Here is a 19989-nt window from a genome sequence, read left to right on the forward strand (position 1 = left end):
AGCGTCACCGAGCGCTTCCTTCTGTTTTTCGATGAGTTCGGCAATCCCTTTTTCGGCAAGTTCCAAAAGACCGTTCAGTTCGCTTTTTGAAAATGTCGCTTCTTCACCTGTTCCCTGAAGCTCGACAAAGCGGCCTTCCCCCGTCATAACCACGTTCATATCAACCTCTGCTGCCGAGTCTTCCTGATAATTCAAATCAAGAATGAGTCCGTGCTCCTTGTCGATTCCAACTGAAGTGGCAGCCAAAAAGTCAGTGATCGGCATCGTTTTCAGCGTCCCGTTTTCCATAAGCCGGCTGACGGCCAGCGCCATCGCGGTGAATGCCCCGGTGATCGAAGCCGTTCTCGTTCCGCCGTCCGCCTGAATCACGTCACAGTCGATCCAGATCGTCCGTTCGCCGAGCTTCTCCAAATCAACGACCGCGCGCAAAGCTCGTCCGATCAGCCTTTGGATTTCCATCGTACGTCCGGAAATTTTTCCTTTTGACGATTCCCTGATCGTCCTCTGATTCGTGGCGCGTGGCAGCATGCTGTATTCTGCCGTAATCCAGCCTTTCCCTTCTCCGCGCAAAAACGGCGGAACGCGGTCTTCTACGGATGCATTGCAAATCACCTTTGTATTGCCGACGGTAATCAGCACCGATCCTTCAGGATGGGTAATGAAGTCAAGTTCCATCTCAACAGGGCGCAATTCGTCATTTTGTCTTCCATCGTATCTCATGTTTTACCTCCGATTGTATGTACATAAACATTTCGCAGATTTCCTGTCAACGAAAACTGAATAAAGAAAGAGGCAGCTCTATACGCCCACCTCTTTTTTTATAGTATATCAAAAATCTCCGGCTAAAAACTACCTGTGTTCACCCTGCTCGGCCTTGAAACCGGTTTTGACAGCTTTTCGCCTTTTTCATTGACAAGCTCGGCCTTTCCGTTTACGGTGACGGATACACTTTTAACATCCGGCAGTTCGGTCACCGTCAGCACGATGCTGTTTAACACTTCATCGGAAATCACTTTCTTTTGCCCGTCTGCGCTTCCGTAAATGGCTTCATTGAAGTCGAGCGTCACGTGGCCGTCCTCAATTTTCGGCTTGCTCTCGAGCTTCACGTCCCCCTGGAAATCCGACAGCAATCCGCTTTTTTTGCTCGGGCCTTCCGTCAGTTCTTCAATCGCTGCCGTGACTTGATCGCTTTCTTTGTCAGATGCGCGCTTTGTAACAGGGACATAGTATGTGCCTTCATCCGTCTCGGCTAAATAATATACGGTAACAGGCTGTGTGGCTGTCATATCCGTCACACCGGCGGTATCAATATTAATGCCGTCCTCGCGGCTCAAATTCTCCGGCAGCGGCGTGCCGTTTACAGGCATTTCTTTTAAATCGTGCCCGTTCATCCGAATTTTCACTTTGTCGATGGAGTTAAATTGCGTTAAAGTCCATGTGATCGCCTGGACGATTTTTTGTTCATCTTCTGCTTTATAATTTTTAAATTCGTTTGAAAAATCGGCGATGGCTGTGCCATCTTCTTTAATGTCGACATTTACTGTTGTGTCCGCCGGCAGCACAGCTCTGAAACCGTTGGGAAGGATGTTTGAGACCGGACCTCCTTCAACGAGGTATTCAAGGGCCTGTTTTGCCGTTCCTTCCTGTTTTGGAAGCGGAAGCGTCTGTGCCGTTACATATCCGTTTTTATCGATCAGATAAAGCTCCCTCATGACCGTATCGCCATTTTGTTCCGCTTTATTTTCGCTTGTCGTTTTGCCGTCCTGGTCATCTGTTTTTTCTTTCGTCCGATCCGTTTGGTCTTGATCCTTCTCCTCTTTTACATATGTGATATCCTGCGGCGGATCAATTTCCTCTGATGCCTGATCTGACTGAAACAGACCGCATCCGGAAAGAAGCAGCACGGAGGCCGTCACAGACACCGCGATTCCCATCGTCCCTTTTTTCGGCATACCTTTCCCTCCTAAGACTGTTTGTACTACTATGTATACGAGCCTTTATGCAAAATAGACCAATTGTTTGAATTGGTCTCAGGGCCCGAGGGGGAACATTTTAAGAAAACAAAATGAGCATCTTCCGCATGAGAAGATGCTCATTTGTTTCATGTATGTTTAGTACTCTTTTACAGCTGTTTTTTCAATCGTGATGCTGTTCACATTCTTTACGTCGTAGCCAAACCAATCGTTTGCGATTTTTTTAAACCGTTCTCGATCTCCGGTTGTGAAAAATTGGTGTTCAGGCGAAAGCGAGCTTTTGTTCAATAAACCGTTGTAGGATAAAATCGTACTGACTTCTCTCGCCGTCTCATCACCTGAAGAAATGATGTTGACGCGTTCGCCCATGTAGCGCTGAATCGGCTCTTTTAAGATGGGGTAATGCGTGCACCCGAGGATCAGCGTATCAATGGATGAATCCCTGAGCGGATACAGCGAAGCCCTGACGATTTCATCAGCCGTTTCATCCAAAAATTTGCCGCTTTCCACGAATGGGACAAACATCGGACAGGCTACGTTTTCGACCGTGAGATCGCCGTTTAATGAAAGCAGCGCTTTTTCGTATGCTCCGCTTCTAATTGTATTCTCCGTTCCGATGACGCCGATCCGCTGATTTTCCGTCACTTTAATAGCCGCCCTTGCTCCGGGCTGCACCACTCCGATCACGGGAATGCCAACCGTTTGGCTGATGTCCTCAAGCGCGATGGCGGTTGCCGTATTGCAGGCGATCACGAGCATTTTAATATGATGACGGGATAACAGGTAATTTGTCATTTCCCATGTATATGAAAGAACTTCTTTTCTGTCCCGCGGACCGTACGGACATCTTTTCGTATCTCCGAGATATATGATGTTTTCTTTCGGCAGCTGCCTCATGATTTCTTTTGCCACGGTTAAACCGCCGACACCCGAATCGATGACTCCTATCGGTTGATCCAACAAAATCGCCTCATTTTCTATTCATTTCCTGCTGAAGTTTGATTAATAATTTTTCAAAAACGGCTGTTTCCTCTTCAGAAAACGCTTCTAGCATGTTATCCAAGTAATCCTGCCTTTTTTGAATAACCTCTTGAATGATCCGCTCCCCTTCCGGTAAAAGGTGGATCCGGACAACCCTCCGGTCTGACGGATCTTTCACACGTTCAACGAGGTTATTTCTTTCCATCCGGTCAATTAAATCTGTCGTGGTGCTGCACGCCAGATACATTTTGTGAGATAGCTCGCCGATCGTCATATCCCCGTATTCATACAGCCATTGCAAGCCGACGAACTGCGGGGGTGTAATCGAATATTGAGTAAGAATTTCTCTTCCTTTTTGCTTAATGATGCCCGCGATATGGCGGAGCGATTTTTCAATATCCACAATATGGTTCAAAGAAGCTTTCGTATTCATGTGCTAAAACCTCGCTCAACTCGTCGTTTTATTTCACAACACCCGAGTCTATTTTCCTTCTTTTCTGCAAAAATTGCAAGACTAAGCACATGAATATGCTGCTTCCGGAAAAAACAAATAACCGGTTCCCTTCTTTTTCAAAAGAAGGAATACCGGCGCAATTTAGAGCTCTAGCTCACCCATTCGAAGAAGTTCAACAACAGCTTGCGAACGGCCTTTCACTCCCAATTTTTGCATGGCATTGGAAATGTGATTACGAACAGTTTTTTCACTTATAAAGAGCTCGCTTGCAATTTCCTTTGTTGTCTTGTCTTGAACGAGCAATTCGAACACTTCTCTTTCTCTCTTTGTTAGCAGCGGCTTTGATTGAAACTCTTTCTCCTTCAAGTATTGTAACCCTCCTTGCTAGGTGAGAGCTGATCTGAAACGAATGGGTTTCGATATAGTCGTGATATCATATGAAACATCCCTGAAGTCGGTGACGTTTCCGAAGGAGAAAAGGGTAACCGCTAACACCTTTTTTTCGTTTTTTCGAAAAACAGCGGGACAAACCGCCTCCATTAAGGAATGCACTTCAAAATCCAGGCATGATCCGCCACCTTTTTGATATATAAGCGTGTTTTTTCTTTTTTCGGACAGCCTTAAGAATTTGTTCAGCTGCTTTTTCAGGAGAAGCCGCCCAAAACAGCCTCTCCCCTTTGGCAAGCGTAGTGTTGACGAAGCCAGGCTGAATTTCGGTGACGACGATGTCGGCCCCCGTGCTTTTCATTTTTCTTCTCAGGCCTTTTATATAATTTGAGACGAAGGCTTTTGAAGCGCTGCATAAGGCGCCTGATCCGCTTCCCCTTAATGCGGCAATCGATGAGATGCCGACAAGATGGCCGCGTCCGTTTTGGACGAAATGATCGAGAAACAGATTTGCACATACGGCAAACCCCAATACATTCACATCAATCTTTTCTTTTTGCTTTTGCCGGCCGAGTTCGCTTTCTGTATAGCCGACACCTGAACAAATGAAGACGGCGTCCGCCTGTCCCATCTCATCAATCAGATCCTTTAACAGTATATTCGTCGTTTTAGCGTCGGCTACATCAACTTTTTGATATATGAGGGGTTGGGCAGTTCATTCTGAAGTTTTTTGAGAAGTTCTTCCCGCCTTGCAGCAAGCCCGACGGTAACACCGCTCTCTGACAGCTGTTTTGCAAGCTCTCTCCCGATGCCGGAACTTGCGCCGATCACCGCTGCTTTCTTCATCTCTTTTCTCCTTGCATATTATTTCTCAGGAAATGAACCTGACAATTTGTTTTTTTGTTCGTCTGTCCAGCTTTCGGGTTTCCCCGTATCCCTTGCAATTTGAACCATGACGGCTTTTCCTGTAAAACAAGGAACCCCCGCTTCGTTTTCCGCCAGGTAATGGAGCGTGAGCGACGTTTGTCCGAGAGCTGCCGTTTTGACGCCGATGTTTACGTTCTCATGGAGCATGACTTGCCTGAGGTAGTCGCACTGCTGGCTTGCAACGACAGGAATCGTCCGGCTGACTGTTAAGTCATCCATCGCCTGAAGATGTTTGAAATAAGAAATTCTCGCTTCTTCAAAATAGATGAACGGTGTCACATTGTTCATATGGCCGAACATATCCGTTTCCGAAAAACGGACAGACACCTTTTCAAAAAAGGAAAACGACTGGCGCCATTTGTCGAATGACCCCTCAATATATGAAGGAAATTTCAATTTATTCATCCCCTTATATCATGAAAACACCTCTTCAAAACTGAAGAGGTGCGTTCTCATTATTCCGTGTTGTCGCTTCCAAAGAAGTTTTTAAACGCCTGAACGGTTGTATCCCTGTTTAATGCAGCGATCGATGTTGTGAGAGGGATTCCTTTCGGACATGCCTGCACGCAGTTTTGAGAGTTTCCGCAGTTGGCAAGGCCGCCGTCTCCCATAATCGCTTCAAGCCGCTCCGATTTGTTCATCGCTCCTGTTGGATGGGCGTTGAACAGCCGGACTTGCGAAAGCGGGGCAGGACCCATGAAGCTTGATTTATCATTGACGTTCGGGCAAGCTTGAAGGCAGACGCCGCATGTCATGCATTTTGACAGCTCGTACGCCCACTGCCGTCTTTTTTCCGGCATTCTCGGTCCAGGCCCGAGATCGTATGTGCCGTCGATCGGCACCCATGCTTTGACTTTCTTCAATGAATCAAACATCCGGCTCCGGTCGACCTGAAGGTCTCTGACAACCGGGAATGTTTTCATCGGCTCAAGGCGGATCGGCTGTTCAAGCTGATCGATCAGCGCTGTGCACGATTGTCGCGGCCTTCCGTTGATCACCATGGAGCAGGCGCCGCACACTTCTTCGAGGCAGTTCATATCCCAGGCGATGGGCGTCGTTTTTTCTCCCTTTGCGTTAACCGGATTTCTTCTGATTTCCATTAAAGCGGAAATGACATTCATGTTCGGACGGTAAGCAATTTCGAACTCTTCCTGGTAAGGACTGGATTCCGATGTATCCTGACGAGTGATGATAAACCTGATTGTCTTATTTTCACTCATGATTTCGCCACCTTTTTCTTCGTGTAATCCCGTTTACGCGGTGCGATTAATGAAACGTCGACATCCTCATAATGGAATTTCGGGGCTTCAAAATCGCCAGCATGTTTCGCCATTGTCGTTTTCAGCCATTCCTCGTCATTTCGGTCAGGGAAATCCGGTTTATAATGGGCGCCGCGGCTTTCGTTCCGGTTGTATGCGCCGATCGTAATCACCCTTGCCAGCTGCAGCATGTTTCTCAGCTGACGCGTGAATGCGGCCCCTTGGTTGCTCCATTTCGCCGTATCGTTAATATTGATGTTGCGGTAGCGTTCCATAAGCTCCTGGATTTTTTCGTCCGTTTTCAGAAGCATGTCGTTGTGCCTCACGACCGTCACGTTGTCCGTCATCCATTCGCCGAGCTCTTTGTGAAGGACGTAAGCATTTTCATTGCCGTCCATCTTCATGATGCCCTCCCATTTTTCTTCTTCTTTTCCGACATAAGACTCGTATAGAGAAGAAGACAGGTCTTCGGCGGATGTTTCAAGCCCCTGGACGTATTCAACGGCTTTCGGCCCGGCCACCATGCCGCCGTAAATCGCGGACAAGAGCGAATTCGCGCCGAGGCGGTTTGCGCCGTGCATCGAATAATCGCACTCTCCTGCGGCAAACAGTCCCGGGATGTTTGTCATTTGGTCGTAGTTGACCCAAAGTCCGCCCATTGAGTAATGAACCGCAGGGAAGATTTTCATCGGCAGCTTGCGAGGGTCGTCCCCCATGAATTTTTCATAGATCTCGATAATTCCGCCAAGCTTGATGTCAAGCTCTTTCGGATCTTTATGGGAAAGATCGAGGTACACCATGTTTTCGCCGTTGATTCCGAGCTTTTGTCTGACGCAGACATCGAAAATTTCGCGTGTCGCGATATCGCGCGGCACGAGGTTTCCGTATGCCGGATATTTTTCCTCAAGGAAGTACCAAGGTTTTCCGTCCTTATAGGTCCAGACCCGTCCGCCTTCCCCGCGGGCCGATTCGCTCATCAGCCGCAGCTTGTCATCTCCCGGGATGGCCGTCGGGTGAATCTGGATGAATTCTCCGTTTGCGTAATATGCACCCTGCTGGTAGACGATCGAAGCCGCTGATCCCGTATTGATCATGGAGTTTGTCGATTTTCCGAAGATGATCCCGGGTCCGCCGGTCGCCATGATGACGGCGTCAGAGCGGAACGATTCGATTTCCATCGTCGTTAAGTTTTGCGCGACGATCCCCCGGCACGTTCTCTCGTCATCAAGTACGGCGCCGAGGAATTCCCAGCCTTCGTATTTTGAAACAAGTCCTTCGACCTCAAAACGGCGAACCTGCTCATCGAGCGCATACAGAAGCTGCTGGCCCGTCGTTGCTCCGGCATATGCCGTTCTGTGATGCTGCGTTCCCCCGAAGCGCCGGAAGTCAAGGAGCCCTTCCGGTGTTCTGTTGAACATGACCCCCATCCTGTCGAGCAGGTGAATGATTGACGGCGCAGCTTCGCACATCGCTTTAACCGGCGGCTGGTTGGCCAAAAAGTCACCGCCGTAAACCGTATCATCAAAATGCTCCCAAGGAGAGTCTCCTTCGCCTTTCGTATTGACCGCACCGTTGATTCCGCCCTGCGCGCATACAGAATGCGACCGTTTCACAGGGACGATCGAAAAGAGTTTTACGTTTGTTCCTGCTTCCGCAGCTTTAATGGTCGCCATCAGACCCGCGAGTCCTCCGCCGACGACGATAATGCTTGAGTTACTCATGCCAGCCCCACTCCCTCTAGTAATCTAGTTCTTTTACACAAATGCCAAAATCGCTCTCAGCCCTACATAGGACAGCACAACAAAGACTCCCATTGTCACAAACGTGGAGATTCGCTGCGAACGCGGGGAGACAGTAATTCCCCAAGTGACAGCAAACGACCATAAACCGTTTGAAAAGTGGAAGATCGTTGAAAGGACACCTACAATGTAAAAGCCGAGCATGATCGGGGAGCTTAAAATATCAGCCATCATGTCAAAGTTTACTTCCGCCCCCATTTGGGCGGCAATCCGCGTTTCCCAGACGTGCCAGCTGACAAAAATTAAGGTAATGATTCCAGTAATCCGCTGCAACACGAACATCCAGTTTCTAAAGTACCCAAATTGGCTCGCATTATTTTTCGCTGTAAACGCTATGTATACACCATAAACAGCATGATAAATCAGCGGTAGGAAAATCACGAAGATTTCCAAAGCGTACCTGAACGGCAGGTTTTCCATAAAACTAGCGGCATTGTTAAATGCCTCTTCTCCTCTTGCCGCAAAGTGGTTGACAACCAAATGCTGGATTAAAAAAATGCCAACCGGTATGACGCCAAGCAAAGAATGCAATCTTCGATACACAAATTCTCTGTTCCCGGCCAATTGCTTTACCCCCTAGTAGTTGAAAAGTGCAGAAAAATTGAAAGGTCTCCTATCCCCGTCCTGTTTCAAATATCGCACTTTGTTAAGATTTTATGACAATTTCATTTTACTCCTATGAGAAATAGGCGTCAAGAAAACGCGTACATAAATTGAAATTTTCTAATATTTAATTATATTTCAGAAAATTTTATTTTATTAAAATATAAATATATCAAATTTTTTTCTGTTAAAACGCATGTCCGCGCTGTAATCTTCGGCCCCATTTAAGCTATAATATACGGAGGAAAGAGGGGAGACATTGGATATGAATAAATATGAAGCAAACTTAGCGCAATTAAAAGAGCTGGAAGTCTCCGCATATGCCTATGAATTAATCAGGGAAGTGGTTCTTCCGGATATGCTGGGACAAGACTATGCCGACATGATGTACTGGGCCGGGAAAAACCTCGCCCGAAAGTTCCCGCTCGAATCATGGGAGGATATCCCTGCGTTTTTTCATGATGCGGGATGGGGAACGCTCACAATGGTCCATTCAAAAAAACAGGAACTCGAATTTGAACTGGAAGGCCCGCTGGTCTCCAATCGTCTCAAATTTCAAAAAGAGCCTTGCTTTCAGCTTGAAGCCGGATTTATCGCCGAACAAATCCAGCAGATGAACGAGCACATCGCCGAGTCATACGAACAGGTGAAAAAAAGAGCCGAAAAAGTCGTGTTGACGGTGAAGTGGGATTTGAAAGATCCGGCATAATACATGAAAAAGGGCTGCCGGATATGATGCAGCCCTTTTTATCATAACAAGACTTTTGTCCCGGTATGATGTTGTTACATTTCCGCGTTCCCATCCGTCACACACGACCTTTCTCCCCGTACATCCGTCATGTATTCGCCTGCTTTTTGAACAAATTCCTCTTCGATTTTAAGGAGTATTGTATTTCTGTTAAATACATCGGATTGCAATTCGCTGATATACAGGCTTTTTGCCTTGTCGTCCTGCTTGATGACGGCGTCGCGCTTTAACTCATATAAACGGCGGTCATCAGCATCAGCCAGCTTTGCATACAGCGTTTCAGCAGCCTCCGCATTACCTTCCATTAATAAATTCATTTCTTCCAGATATACAATGGCGGTTAATACAGACCTTTTTTGCTTATTTTTGAATATGCCAAGCCCTTTATGTTTAATTTCGTTCAATATATATTGGTGAATTTTTACTCCTTCTCGGCTTGTCATATTAAAATTGATTTGAGAACAATATAAATAAAAATACAATGCACCCAAACAAGTCAGGCTGATCTTCTCAATGGAGTCCGCTTTCACCTTTTGCAGCTCGCCCCTCAATTCCTTCAGCAAAAAATCAAATTGCTTTTCCTCTTTGGAAGTCATCAATTCTACACTCAAAAAATAATAATAGGCATACAGGCTGTTCGTGAAAATGAGAATGGCAGGAAGTCCATCCGTAAATAGCAGTGTGCCTGTTCCTATTAAAATTGAGAAAATGCCAAAATAAAAAGCGTATTCATTGTTTTGACCAGCGTACAGAAAACCAAATCCCGACAGAAAACTTGTGACCGGGCCTCCTAGAAGACTCACTGCCGCTTTAATTTTTTCTTTACGGTACGCTTCCTTGTTTGTAATGGCTTCACCGTATAAAAACACGGCTCCGCCAAAATATTTGTGCTTCCAGCGAAATAAGATTTTCCCGTCTCTATATATGATGAGCGGCCCGATTGCCAGCCAATCGGCCTTGCGCCTGACGATCCGCCCGAAAAGGATATGCCCCAGCTCGTGTACGGCAATGCTGGCGATTGCTGCGACGGCCAATGGGCCTATGCTATGTACCAATGCAGTCATAATATGATTCCATACTCTCCTTATCAGCTAAAATCCTCAATGTGCCAATATTAACACAAATTTCACATTCCTCACATAAAAAATCCTGGAGTTGACCCTCCAGGATGCTGATTTAATTGGCCGGAACGCTGATTTTTGACAATTCAAATGCATCATGCAATGATTCAACGGCCTTTACCATATCGTTTTCATTGATCACGGTTGAGACTTTGATCTCGGACGTGCTGACCATTTTGACCTGGATGTTTTTTTCGGCAAGCACGGCGAACATTTCAGCTGCCACGCCCGGATTGGAAATCATGCCGGAACCGACGATGGACACTTTGGCTAGTCTGTTTTCAGTCTCAATCCGCTCATATTGCAGCGCGTCTTTGTATTCCTCCAACACCTGAACGGTTCTTGACAGGTCTTCCGTTTTCACGGAGAAGGATATCGACGTTTGGCTCGTGCTTGTGACCGATTGAATGATGATGTCGACATTGATGTTTTGTTTTGCGAGCGTTGTAAAAATCGTCGACAATGTCGTCAGCCCGCTTGACAGGCCGCAAACCGTGACGCGCGTAATTTGATCTTCAAATGCAATCCCTCTGACGACTAAATTCTCTTCCATGGATGATTCCTCCTCGATTAATGTTCCGGCTTCTTTTTCAGTGCTAGAACGGACCTCTAACGGGACCTGATAGTTTTTCGCAAATTCGACAGCTCTCGGATGCAGGACGCCTGCGCCAAGATTGGCAAGCTCCAGCATTTCGTCGTAGGAAATGCCGTCAAGCTTCCTCGCCGTTTTGACATAGCGGGGATCTGTCGTGAAAACGCCCGGCACGTCTGTGTAAATATCGCACTTATCGGCTTTTAAAGCGGCAGCGAGCGCGACCGCCGTCGTATCGGAGCCTCCCCTTCCGAGCGTGGTGATTTCCCCGCCTTCTGTGACACCCTGAAATCCGGCGACAACGACGATTTTTCCTTCTTTCAAGCGCTCCTTCAGCCTTGCCGCCGCGATATCGATGATCCTTGCATTGCCGTGAATGTTTTCGGTTTGGATGCCCGCCTGCCAGCCGGTATATGAAACGGCTTTATATCCTTTCTCCTGCAAGGCCATGGTCAAGAGAGAAATCGTCACCTGCTCACCGGTCGTAAGCAGCATGTCCATTTCCCGGCGGCTCGGCTGTTCGGTGATTTCCTTGGCAAGACTGACGAGGGAATCGGTCGATTTCCCCATGGCAGACACGACGACGACAACGTCATGGCCACGCTTTTTTTCCTCGATGACGCGGCTTGAAACGTTTAAGATTTTTTCCACTGATCCTACTGAAGTTCCGCCAAATTTTTGGACGATGAGACCCATATATACCACCCTTTTTGTTTTCAGTCGTGTTTGGCTATGTATGAAGAGGAAAGCCGGATCTGCGGTTTGTTCGCGAAAAACAAAAAAGCAATGAGAGAATTCCCTCATTGCTTTAACCGACAAACTGCGCCGATGATCTTAAACAACGAGATAGCTCTCCAAGAAAGTGACTTTCTTGACAGCCTCACATTTATTCAATGTAAAGCCAGCAGATAAAACGCATGGATTTTTACCCGCTTCGGCGACGCTCCCCTTTCAGCTTTCATCATCGAAATCCACCTTTCTCAGAAAGCCTACTCTTGAAGTTCGCACCTCTATCTTCACCATATCACACGATCTTATTATGAAATTAGTACAAATTCTATCAGATTCCTGCAAAAAGTCAATGTTATTTTTTCAGCGCCTCGAAAATCAATTGGGCCGTCTTCAGCGGAATGCCCGCCTGCTGGATGTCTTCAACGCTCGCTTCCTTCATTTTTTTGACCGAGCCGAAGTGCTTTAACAGCCGCTTTTTCCGCTGCTCCCCGACGCCGGGAATCCCGTCGAGAACGGATTGGAAAGCGCTTTTTCCCCTGAGCTGCCTGTGAAAGCTGATCGCAAACCTGTGCACCTCGTCCTGAATGCGCTGAAGCAAATAAAATTCCTGGCTGTTCCGTTCAAGCCGGACGATCTCAAGCGGATCACCGATCAGGAGGTTCGATGTTCTGTGCTTGTCGTCTTTTACCAGGCCGGCTACAGGAATATCGAGGCTCAGTTCGTTTTCAAGTACATCGAGCGCGGCTGAAACCTGTCCTTTCCCTCCGTCGATCAAAATCAAGTCGGGCAGGGGCAGATTTTCTTTCAACACCCTCGTGTACCGCCTTCTGACGACTTCGCGCATGGAGGCGTAATCGTCAGGCCCTTCGACTGTCTTGATTTTATACTTCCGGTACTCTTTTTTATTCGGCTTTCCGTCAAGAAACACGACCATCGCCGAAACCGGGTCCGTCCCTTGAATATTCGAGTTGTCGAACGCTTCAATTCTGTACGGCGTGTAGATTCCGAGGGCTTTGCCGAGCCGTTCGATCGCGCCGATCGTCCGCTCTTCATCGCGTTCGATCAGCGAAAACTTCTCCTTTAAGGCAAGCTTCGCGTTTTTATGGGCAAGGAGAAGCAGGTCTTTCTTCGCTCCCCTTTTGGGCTGGCGGACTTTGACATCCAAAAGCTCCTCGATCATGTCTTTGTCGACGCTGTCCGGCACCAAAATTTCCTTCGGAAGAAAATGATTGTTTTTGGAGTAGAACTGGCCGATGAACGTAAGAAATTCTTCATCGGCTTCCCTGTATAAAGGAAACATGCTGACATCTCTTTCGATCAGTTTTCCCTGCCTGATGAAAAAGACCTGGACGCACATCCACCCTTTGTCGTACGAGTACGCAAAGACATCGCGGTCAACCATATCGTTCATCGCCATTTTTTGTTTTTCCATCGTCGACTCGATATGGGCGATCTGATCGCGGTATTCCTTGGCTCTTTCAAACTGGAGGTTCTCCGATGCTTCAAGCATTTTCGCTTCCAGTTCTTTTTTCACGTCGCTGTAGCCGCCCTTTAAGAAGCGGGTGATTTCTTCCGTCAGCTCTCTGTTCGTCTCCTCTGTTACGTCATAGACGCACGGCGCCAGACACTGGCCGAGGTGGTAGTACAAGCAGACGCGGTCAGGCAGCTTCGCGCATTTTCTGAGCGGGTACAGGCGGTCGAGCAGTTTTTTCGTTTCCCTGGCGGCCTGCACGTTCGGGTAGGGTCCGAAATAGCGGCCTTTGTCTTTTTTGACCTTCCTTGTTACGATCAGTTTCGGATGCCGTTCATTCGTAATTTTGATAAATGGGTAGCTTTTATCGTCTTTCAGCATCACATTATATTTTGGGTCGTATTTTTTGATTAAGTTCATCTCAAGGATCAGCGCTTCGATGTTTGACGAAGTGACAATGTATTCAAAGTCTTCGATTTCGCTGACAAGCCTTTGCGTTTTGGCATCGTGGGACCCGCTGAAATAAGAGCGGACCCTGTTTTTTAATATTTTCGCTTTCCCGACGTAGATCACGGTCTGCTGTCTGTCCTTCATCAGGTAGCAGCCCGGCTGATCAGGAAGAAGGGCAAGCTTTTCTTTGATCGTTTTATTCATCAAAAATCCTTCCTTGTTTCGGCGTTTTACTTGCTTTTAGTTTACCACGGGCGACCACACGTTCTCCACAATTAGAGGTCCTTAAGAAAGCGGGATCGTATGAAAAAAGCGATCCCCTTGGGAATCGCCTTTTTCTCGTTTTATATTACAAATGTTTGTTGACAAGCTCTTCAAGCGCTTCTTTCGGCTTGAAGCCGACAGATGTTTCGACAACTTCGCCGTCTTTCAGCACAAGCAGAGTCGGGATGCTCATGACGCCGTATTTGCCGGCTGTTTCCTGGTTTTCGTCAACATCGATTTTTACGATTTTCAGTTTGTCTCCCATTTCTTGGTCAAGCTCTTCAAGTACAGGCGCAATCATTTTACAAGGTCCGCACCAAGGTGCCCAGAAGTCGGCAAGTACGACGCCTTCGCTTGTTTCAGATGAAAATGTTTGGTCAGTTGCTTTTACGATAGCCATTCTTTCATTCCTCCAATTGTGAAATTATGCTTTTTAGTATAGCATCTCCCTTTGGTTCACGCTAACATATTGCTTGAGTTTACGTTTCCCTATCTGCAAAGTTTTACACCTATCCTATGTTATTTTCACCCGGGGCGGAATGTGCCTATATAAAAAGCCGGCCCGTATAGGCCGGCCCGTTATGCGCTGACGATGAGCTTTTTAAATTCCTCCGTCAAAAGCGGGACGATTTCAAACAAATCTCCGACAATGCCGTAGTCCGCAACCTTGAAAATATCGGCTTCGGGATCTTTGTTGATCGCGACGATGATTTTGCTGTTTGACATGCCGGCGAGATGCTGAATTGCTCCCGAGATGCCGCAGGCGATGTAAAGATCGGGCGTGACGACTTTTCCGGTTTGCCCGATCTGCAGGGAATAGTCGCAGTAATCTGCATCACACGCCCCGCGCGAGGCTCCGACCGCGCCTCCAAGCACATCGGCAAGCTCCTTAAGCGGCTTAAAGCCGTCTTCGCTTTTCACGCCGCGTCCGCCGGCGACGATAATTTTCGCCTCTGACAAATCAACGCCTTCAGACGTTTTCTTGACGACATCCCTGATGATCGTTCTGATATCGGCAACCTTGACCGGAACGCTTTCGACTTGTCCCGTCCGGCTTTCATCTTTGGCGAGCGGCGAGATGTTGTTCGGTCTGATCGTCGCAAAAATCGTATCATCGTCAGAAACGATCCGCTCAAACGCTTTCCCCGAATAAATCGGCCGCGTAAAGACGACATTTCCGCCTGCCACACTGACGTCGATCGCATCTGAGATCAGCCCTGTACCAAGGCGGGCAGCAACTTTCGGCGTAAAATCCTTTCCCACTGATGTGTGCCCGGCAATGATTGCATCCGGCTCTTCTTTTTCCAATATCGGCATAAACGCTTGCACGAAACCGTCAGATGTATAGTTTTTCAGGAGCGGGTCCTCGGCCGTCAGCACTTTGTCAGCGCCGTAATGGATCAGTTCGCCTGCATAATCTGAAACGTCTTCTCCGATCAGAACCGCGACCACCTCTCCCCCTTCGGCGATCGTTTTTCCCGCGGCTATGGCTTCAAAGGTGACATTTCTTAATGCGCCGTCCCGGCATTCTCCCAATACGATAACTTTTTTGCTCATATCCGTTTCCCCCTGTATTTTGATGACCGTGTTTCTCCCTTAAATCACTTTGGCTTCGCTTCTGAGCAGTGACACGAGCTCTCTTGCCTGCTCTTCCGGCTCACCTTCAATGATTTTGCCGGCTTCTTTTTTCGGAGGCAGAAAGCGCTCAATCGCCTTTGTTTTCGCGGCTACGTCTTCTTCATTAAGATCGAGGTCATCGAGCTCAAGCTCTTCAAGAGGCTTTTTCTTCGCCTTCATGATACCGGGAAGCGAAGGATAGCGCGGTTCATTTAGCCCTTGCTGAGCGGTCGCAACAAGCGGAAGAGACGTTTGCACGACTTCAAGGTCTCCCTCTGCGTCGCGTTCTGCTTCAACATCGCTGCCGTTTACCTCAAGCTTTGTAATGGTCGTGACGCACGGAATGCCGAGCAGCTCGGCCAGCCGCGGCGCGACCTGTCCGGATCCGCCGTCAATCGCCACATTTCCGCCGAGAATGATGTCATAATCGCGGTCTTTTAAATAATGATAAAGGATGGCTGACGCCGTATATTGATCAGCTTCCTCCAAATCGTCTTCAATGTTGATCAAAACGGCTTTGTCGCACCCCATCGCCAGAGCCGTCCTGAGTTCCTTTTCAGCTTCCTCTTCACCGACGGTGACGGCCGTGATCTCGCCGCCGTGCTTCTCCTTTAATTGGAGCGCCTCTTCAATCGCGTATTCATCGTACGGATTGATGATAAATTCCGCTCCGTCCCGGCTGATTTCCCCTTGTTCAATGTGAATTTTTTCTTCCGTATCAAACGTGCGCTTCATTAAGACATAAATGTTCATATTCGCTTTATCCCCCTTGTTTTCGCGCTTGTTACTCCCCTTTGAAATGCGGCTTGCGCTTCTCTAAAAAGGCCTGGATCCCTTCTTTTGCATCTTCTGAACGGAATACGTCGCCAAAGTGCTTTCCTTCAAGCTTCAGGCTTCCTTCATACGAATACACCTTGTTTGAATGGAGCAGCTCGATGACATAAGCCAATGTTTTCGGGCTTTTCTCAGCAAATTTACGGGCCAGCTCTTTTGCCTTCTCAAGCACTTCGGTTTCATCTTTCGCCAGGATGGTGACAAGGCCGTATTCAAACGCTTCCTTTCCGGAAATCGGTTCAGACGTTCCGATCATTTCGAGCGCTTTGGCAGTGCCTACGTATTTCGGAAGGCGCTGTGTTCCGGCAAACCCCGGAATGATGCCGAGATTCAGCTCTGGAAGGCCGAGCTTTGCCTGTTCCTCAGCGATCCGGATATGGCAGGCCATCGCCAGCTCAAGCCCGCCGCCAAGCGCTGCGCCGTGAATGGCGGCGATGATCGGCTTTGGAAACGATTCGACCTTTTCAAACATCTGCTGTCCTTTGTCGGCAAGGGCCGAGTAATCCGATCCGTCCATCAATTCGGTAAATTCCTTAATATCCGCACCCGCTGAGAAAAATCTTCCTTCACCGTGAATGATAATGCTTCTGACATTGTTGTCTGAGGCAAGCTGATCAAGACATGCTGACAGATCGTCAAGGACCTTTGTGGAAAGCGCATTTGCAGGCGGATGCTGAATCGTGATGACGGCAACATGGCCGTCTGTCGCAACAGTTATTGTCCTCATGATTATTTCTCCTCCTTCTTCCTGCTGAAACCGTGTATCAGCAATTCGTGAATGCTGTCTGCCAGCTGCGGCAGATCGTATTTTTGATCATTCATCACCCAGGTCGTGACAGTCTCATCGACGGTCCCGAAAATCATCTGTTTCGCCAGCCGCACATCAAGCTTATCTTGAAATTCGCCAGCTTCTTTTCCCTCGGTGATGATGTCCTCCAGAATCATTAAATAACCTTTTAGAATTTCATTGATTTTCAGGCGCAGCTCCCGGTGCGACTGCCTCAGCTCAAGCTGGGTCACAATCGCCAGGTGCCTGTCGCCGCTGAGCAGCTCAAAGTGCTTCTTGATGAACAGCGCAAGCTTCTCGGTCGCCGAGTGCTTCGCTTTCATCTCTTCATTCATCTGCTCGATAAACTGGCCCATTTTCTCTTTGAATAACGAAATGAGAATATCTTCTTTATTTTTAAAATAAAGATAAATGGTCCCGTCCGCCACGCCGGCCTGCTTCGCGATCTTTGAAACCTGTGCCTGATGGTATCCGTTTTCTGCAATCACAATAACAGCTGCGTCGATGATCTGCATATACTTTGGTCGCTTTTGTTTCAATTGGTTTCGTTCCTTTCCGCTTAAATGAATGAGTATTCATTCATGACTTAATCGTAAATAAAATGACGCGCTTTGTCAAGCGCTAGAAAAGAACTTCTTCCCGATCCGCCGCCGGCGGCAGACGGCTGATCAGGATATTATACGTTCGCCTTTTCGTCTTGAACGAGCGCCCTTCTTAAAATCTTGCCGACCGCCGTTTTCGGAAGTTCGTCCCTGAACTCATAGACCTTCGGAACTTTGTAAGGAGCAAGGCGCGATCTGGCATATTCGTCCAATTCCTTTTCCGTAATTGTAACATGTTCTTTTAAAACGACAAAGGCTTTCACGGTCTCTCCCCTGTATTCGTCGGGAATTCCCGCTACGACCGCCTCCTGCACCGCTTCGTGCTCGTAAAGCACCTCTTCGATTTCGCGTGGGTAAATGTTGTAGCCGCCGGCAATGATCATGTCTTTCTTTCTGTCGACGATGTAAAAGAAGCCGTCCTTATCCATGTATCCGATATCCCCGGTAAAAAGCCAGCCGTCACGGAGAACGGCTGCCGTTTCCTCACAGTTGTTCCAGTACCCTTTCATGACCTGCGGGCCTTTCACAACGATTTCTCCGTGCTCATAAGGCTCCAGAAAACCGCACGTGTCTTCCGAAAAGATGGCGGCGTCTGTGCCGGGCCACGGACAGCCTATGCTTCCCGCTTTATTTTTGTCCCAAATAAAATTGGCATGGGTGATGGGCGCCGCTTCAGACAGTCCGTAACCTTCAACAAGCTTGCCTCCGGTAATGTTTTCGAACTGCTGCTTGACCTCGACGGGCAATGCTGCCGATCCGCTTAAACAGCTTTTGATGGACGACAGATCATACCGCTTGAGATCAGGATGGTTCAACAGGGCGATATAAATGGTGGGCGCGCCGGGAAATATGGTCGGCTTTTCTTTATCGATCGTCTTCAAGGCGGTTTCTGCATCGAATCTCGGCAAAAGGACCATTTCATACCCTTGCCTGATCGTAAAGTTGAGGACTGCCGTCATCCCGTATACGTGAAAAAACGGAACGATGCCGAGCACTTTCTCGTTTCCTTTTTTTAATCGGTAAAACCATGCCGCACACATTTCCAAATTGGCTAAAATATTTCGGTGGGAGAGCATGACGCCTTTCGGAGTTCCTGTCGTGCCTCCAGTATATTGCAAAACCGCGATGTCGTGAGCGGGATCAATGCCGATTTCCGGCGGATGCGGAGGGACGGGGCGCTTCATGATCGTCCGAAACAGATGCGTCGTTTCGTTTTCCGCGATTTCGATCGAAAACCGCTGCTGCTTTTTTTGGACAAACGGATACAGCAAATTTTTCGGAAAAGGCAGGTAATCTTTAATTCCCGTTGCAATAATATGCTTCACGTTTGTTAACGCTTTCATTTTGAAAGCCGCCGGGTACAGCACATCAAGGGTAATGATCATTTCAGCTCCGCTGTCTTTCAGCAAATGTTCAAGCTCTCTTTCCGTGTAGAGAGGATTCGTCTGGACGACGATCCCGCCGGAGAAGAGTACGCCGTAGTACGCGATGACGGCCTGAGGACAGTTCGGCAGCATGATTGATACCCTGTCTCCTTTTTTCATGCCGAGCATCAATAAATAATCTGCCATTTTTAACGCTTCTTCATATACTTGCTGATACGTTCGTTTCTTTCCGAGAAAATGAATCGCTGTTTTTTCAGAAAACTGTCGGGCGGATTGTTGCAGGATGGAGTGCAGTGTCTGATCTTCAAACTGGAGGTCATGAGGAATTTGTTCTGGATAGTGAAGCAGCCACGGCTTTTCAGTCGGCATAAGATCCCCCCTTTAAACAAAATATAGTCTCGATTTCAGTATATCAAAACAATTTTCAGAACGTAATGATTTTTTTAAATAAAGAAAAAGACGCCAAAGGTACCAGCCTCTGAAAGCGTCTTTTTTCTTAAGCGTAAAACAACATATAAATGAGACCGATGATTACAAATACCCCGGCAGCGCAAAACAGGATTTTCGCTAATTTCTCCATGTCTGTCCCCTTTAGATTCCGGCGGCCACGACGAATGACAGGCCGACGGAGATCACAAATGAAATGAAACCGACGGCTCGGTTGTCGTTTTCGATTTCCTTGTCAATTCTGAATCGAGGCGTCAGGAATTCGAAAATGAAATAGCCGATCAAAAGCAGCATGAAGCCGAACAATCCCCACCCCATCATTTGCAGAAGGGAATTGTGCTGGCTGATCGACTTTTGCAGAACGTTGGCGATGCCTAAAATTTTCCCGCCCGTGGCCATCGCCACCGCCATGTTTCCTTTTTGAATCTCCTCCCAGTTTTTATACGTGGTGACGAGTTCGAATACGGTCAAGAAGATGACCAGGCAAAGAACGGAAACGCTGTAGTAGGCGGCGATTTCCACGAGATCATTTTCCCAAAACTCTTTCATGTTTCCA

At 47.8% G+C, this 19989-nt stretch carries 22 protein-coding genes and 1 riboswitch (1 of these 23 running past the window's edge); of the genes, 1 reads left to right on the top strand and 21 read right to left on the bottom strand.

Annotation, left to right across the window (positions count from 1 at the left end; translation table 11 throughout):
• From rph to V7126_RS04950, 11 genes are all read right to left on the bottom strand, one after another.
• Nucleotides 1–720, bottom strand: the 5' portion of a protein-coding gene (gene rph, locus V7126_RS04900; RefSeq protein WP_335497011.1) for a ribonuclease PH. 57 nt of this gene lie to the left of the window's left edge; the window shows 720 of its 777 coding nt (coding positions 1–720); it begins with the start codon at nucleotides 718–720; its stop codon lies beyond the left edge, outside the window.
• A gap of 122 nt (nucleotides 721–842) precedes the next feature.
• Nucleotides 843–1952, bottom strand: a complete 1110-nt coding sequence (locus V7126_RS04905; protein ID WP_175075690.1) for a GerMN domain-containing protein — start codon at nucleotides 1950–1952, stop codon at nucleotides 843–845.
• 159 nt (nucleotides 1953–2111) lie between these two features.
• Complete coding sequence (gene racE / locus V7126_RS04910; RefSeq protein WP_082094146.1) at nucleotides 2112–2936, bottom strand: glutamate racemase; 825 nt, start codon at nucleotides 2934–2936, stop codon at nucleotides 2112–2114.
• A gap of 7 nt (nucleotides 2937–2943) precedes the next feature.
• Nucleotides 2944–3387, bottom strand: a complete 444-nt coding sequence (locus V7126_RS04915) for a MarR family winged helix-turn-helix transcriptional regulator (RefSeq protein ID WP_175075691.1) — start codon at nucleotides 3385–3387, stop codon at nucleotides 2944–2946.
• Nucleotides 3388–3549: 162 nt separating this feature from the next.
• Nucleotides 3550–3774 carry a spore germination transcription factor GerE gene (gene gerE / locus V7126_RS04920; RefSeq protein ID WP_003184172.1) on the bottom strand — a complete coding sequence of 75 codons (225 nt, stop codon included), beginning with the start codon at nucleotides 3772–3774 and terminating at the stop codon, nucleotides 3550–3552.
• 187 nt (nucleotides 3775–3961) lie between these two features.
• Nucleotides 3962–4495 (bottom strand): SDR family NAD(P)-dependent oxidoreductase, encoded by a 534-nt coding sequence (locus V7126_RS04925; protein ID WP_335497044.1) that lies wholly within the window; start codon nucleotides 4493–4495, stop codon nucleotides 3962–3964.
• Nucleotides 4474–4641 (bottom strand): SDR family NAD(P)-dependent oxidoreductase, encoded by a 168-nt coding sequence (locus tag V7126_RS04930; protein WP_254416523.1) that lies wholly within the window; start codon nucleotides 4639–4641, stop codon nucleotides 4474–4476. Before V7126_RS04930 ends, V7126_RS04925 begins: the two co-directional genes overlap by 22 nt.
• 18 nt (nucleotides 4642–4659) lie before the next feature.
• Complete coding sequence (locus tag V7126_RS04935; protein WP_175075723.1) at nucleotides 4660–5118, bottom strand: acyl-CoA thioesterase; 459 nt, start codon at nucleotides 5116–5118, stop codon at nucleotides 4660–4662.
• 59 nt (nucleotides 5119–5177) lie between these two features.
• Nucleotides 5178–5942: a succinate dehydrogenase iron-sulfur subunit gene (sdhB, locus tag V7126_RS04940; RefSeq protein ID WP_046131943.1), complete on the bottom strand. Its 765-nt coding sequence runs from the start codon at nucleotides 5940–5942 to the stop codon at nucleotides 5178–5180.
• Nucleotides 5939–7702 carry a succinate dehydrogenase flavoprotein subunit gene (sdhA, locus tag V7126_RS04945; RefSeq protein ID WP_046131942.1) on the bottom strand — a complete coding sequence of 588 codons (1764 nt, stop codon included), beginning with the start codon at nucleotides 7700–7702 and terminating at the stop codon, nucleotides 5939–5941. The genes sdhB and sdhA overlap by 4 nt, the downstream gene beginning before the upstream one ends.
• Before the next feature lie 33 nt (nucleotides 7703–7735).
• A complete protein-coding gene (locus V7126_RS04950) occupies nucleotides 7736–8344 on the bottom strand; it encodes a succinate dehydrogenase cytochrome b558 subunit (RefSeq protein ID WP_216899129.1) in 609 nt (202 codons plus the stop codon).
• Nucleotides 8345–8648: 304 nt separating this feature from the next.
• On the opposite strand from V7126_RS04950, the gene V7126_RS04955 reads away from it, so the two are divergent.
• Nucleotides 8649–9092, top strand: coding sequence for a YslB family protein (locus tag V7126_RS04955; RefSeq protein ID WP_046131940.1), 444 nt, complete (start codon nucleotides 8649–8651; stop codon nucleotides 9090–9092).
• Between the two features lie 74 nt (nucleotides 9093–9166).
• On the opposite strand, the gene V7126_RS04960 is transcribed toward V7126_RS04955, so the two are convergent.
• The 10 genes from V7126_RS04960 to V7126_RS05005 all read right to left on the bottom strand — a co-directional run bounded on the left by V7126_RS04960 (nucleotide 9167) and on the right by V7126_RS05005 (nucleotide 19982).
• Entirely contained in the window at nucleotides 9167–10195 is a 1029-nt protein-coding gene (locus tag V7126_RS04960) for a site-2 protease family protein (protein ID WP_175075725.1), read from the bottom strand.
• A gap of 112 nt (nucleotides 10196–10307) precedes the next feature.
• The gene (locus V7126_RS04965) at nucleotides 10308–11540 is read right to left on the bottom strand and encodes an aspartate kinase (protein WP_046131938.1); all 1233 of its coding nucleotides are present in this window, start codon (nucleotides 11538–11540) and stop codon (nucleotides 10308–10310) included.
• Between the two features lie 143 nt (nucleotides 11541–11683).
• Nucleotides 11684–11865: riboswitch (Lysine riboswitch) on the bottom strand.
• A 63-nt stretch (nucleotides 11866–11928) separates the two neighbouring features.
• Nucleotides 11929–13701 carry an excinuclease ABC subunit UvrC gene (gene uvrC / locus V7126_RS04970; RefSeq protein ID WP_046131937.1) on the bottom strand — a complete coding sequence of 591 codons (1773 nt, stop codon included), beginning with the start codon at nucleotides 13699–13701 and terminating at the stop codon, nucleotides 11929–11931.
• A gap of 145 nt (nucleotides 13702–13846) precedes the next feature.
• Nucleotides 13847–14161 carry a thioredoxin gene (gene trxA / locus V7126_RS04975; RefSeq protein WP_003184189.1) on the bottom strand — a complete coding sequence of 105 codons (315 nt, stop codon included), beginning with the start codon at nucleotides 14159–14161 and terminating at the stop codon, nucleotides 13847–13849.
• Nucleotides 14162–14340: 179 nt separating this feature from the next.
• The gene (locus V7126_RS04980; RefSeq protein WP_216899127.1) at nucleotides 14341–15318 is read right to left on the bottom strand and encodes an electron transfer flavoprotein subunit alpha/FixB family protein; all 978 of its coding nucleotides are present in this window, start codon (nucleotides 15316–15318) and stop codon (nucleotides 14341–14343) included.
• A 39-nt stretch (nucleotides 15319–15357) separates the two neighbouring features.
• Entirely contained in the window at nucleotides 15358–16131 is a 774-nt protein-coding gene (locus V7126_RS04985) for an electron transfer flavoprotein subunit beta/FixA family protein (protein WP_175075727.1), read from the bottom strand.
• A 31-nt stretch (nucleotides 16132–16162) separates the two neighbouring features.
• Nucleotides 16163–16939, bottom strand: a complete 777-nt coding sequence (locus V7126_RS04990) for an enoyl-CoA hydratase (protein ID WP_175075728.1) — start codon at nucleotides 16937–16939, stop codon at nucleotides 16163–16165.
• 2 nt (nucleotides 16940–16941) lie between these two features.
• Nucleotides 16942–17538, bottom strand: a complete 597-nt coding sequence (locus tag V7126_RS04995) for a TetR/AcrR family transcriptional regulator (RefSeq protein ID WP_175075729.1) — start codon at nucleotides 17536–17538, stop codon at nucleotides 16942–16944.
• A gap of 137 nt (nucleotides 17539–17675) precedes the next feature.
• Nucleotides 17676–19355 (bottom strand): AMP-binding protein, encoded by a 1680-nt coding sequence (locus V7126_RS05000; protein WP_175075730.1) that lies wholly within the window; start codon nucleotides 19353–19355, stop codon nucleotides 17676–17678.
• A gap of 222 nt (nucleotides 19356–19577) precedes the next feature.
• Entirely contained in the window at nucleotides 19578–19982 is a 405-nt protein-coding gene (locus V7126_RS05005) for a DUF350 domain-containing protein (protein ID WP_046131931.1), read from the bottom strand.
• Between the last annotated feature and the right edge of the window lie 7 nt (nucleotides 19983–19989).

The sequence above is a fragment of the Bacillus sp. JJ675 genome, assembly GCF_036963165.1.
GTDB lineage: Bacteria > Bacillota > Bacilli > Bacillales > Bacillaceae > Bacillus > Bacillus glycinifermentans.

Coding starts and splice junctions, on each gene's coding strand:
- V7126_RS04905 (WP_175075690.1), bottom strand. CDS start 1,952: ATGCCGAAAAAAGGGACGATGGGAATCGCGGTGTCTGTGACGGCCTCC.
- V7126_RS04915 (WP_175075691.1), bottom strand. CDS start 3,387: ATGAATACGAAAGCTTCTTTGAACCATATTGTGGATATTGAAAAATCG.
- V7126_RS04930 (WP_254416523.1), bottom strand. CDS start 4,641: ATGAAGAAAGCAGCGGTGATCGGCGCAAGTTCCGGCATCGGGAGAGAG.
- sdhB (WP_046131943.1), bottom strand. CDS start 5,942: ATGAGTGAAAATAAGACAATCAGGTTTATCATCACTCGTCAGGATACA.
- sdhA (WP_046131942.1), bottom strand. CDS start 7,702: ATGAGTAACTCAAGCATTATCGTCGTCGGCGGAGGACTCGCGGGTCTG.
- V7126_RS04955 (WP_046131940.1), top strand. CDS start 8,649: ATGAATAAATATGAAGCAAACTTAGCGCAATTAAAAGAGCTGGAAGTC.
- V7126_RS04960 (WP_175075725.1), bottom strand. CDS start 10,195: ATGACTGCATTGGTACATAGCATAGGCCCATTGGCCGTCGCAGCAATC.
- V7126_RS04965 (WP_046131938.1), bottom strand. CDS start 11,540: ATGGGTCTCATCGTCCAAAAATTTGGCGGAACTTCAGTAGGATCAGTG.
- uvrC (WP_046131937.1), bottom strand. CDS start 13,701: ATGAATAAAACGATCAAAGAAAAGCTTGCCCTTCTTCCTGATCAGCCG.
- trxA (WP_003184189.1), bottom strand. CDS start 14,161: ATGGCTATCGTAAAAGCAACTGACCAAACATTTTCATCTGAAACAAGC.
- V7126_RS04980 (WP_216899127.1), bottom strand. CDS start 15,318: ATGAGCAAAAAAGTTATCGTATTGGGAGAATGCCGGGACGGCGCATTA.
- V7126_RS04985 (WP_175075727.1), bottom strand. CDS start 16,131: ATGAACATTTATGTCTTAATGAAGCGCACGTTTGATACGGAAGAAAAA.
- V7126_RS04990 (WP_175075728.1), bottom strand. CDS start 16,939: ATGAGGACAATAACTGTTGCGACAGACGGCCATGTTGCCGTCATCACG.
- V7126_RS05000 (WP_175075730.1), bottom strand. CDS start 19,355: ATGCCGACTGAAAAGCCGTGGCTGCTTCACTATCCAGAACAAATTCCT.
- V7126_RS05005 (WP_046131931.1), bottom strand. CDS start 19,982: ATGAAAGAGTTTTGGGAAAATGATCTCGTGGAAATCGCCGCCTACTAC.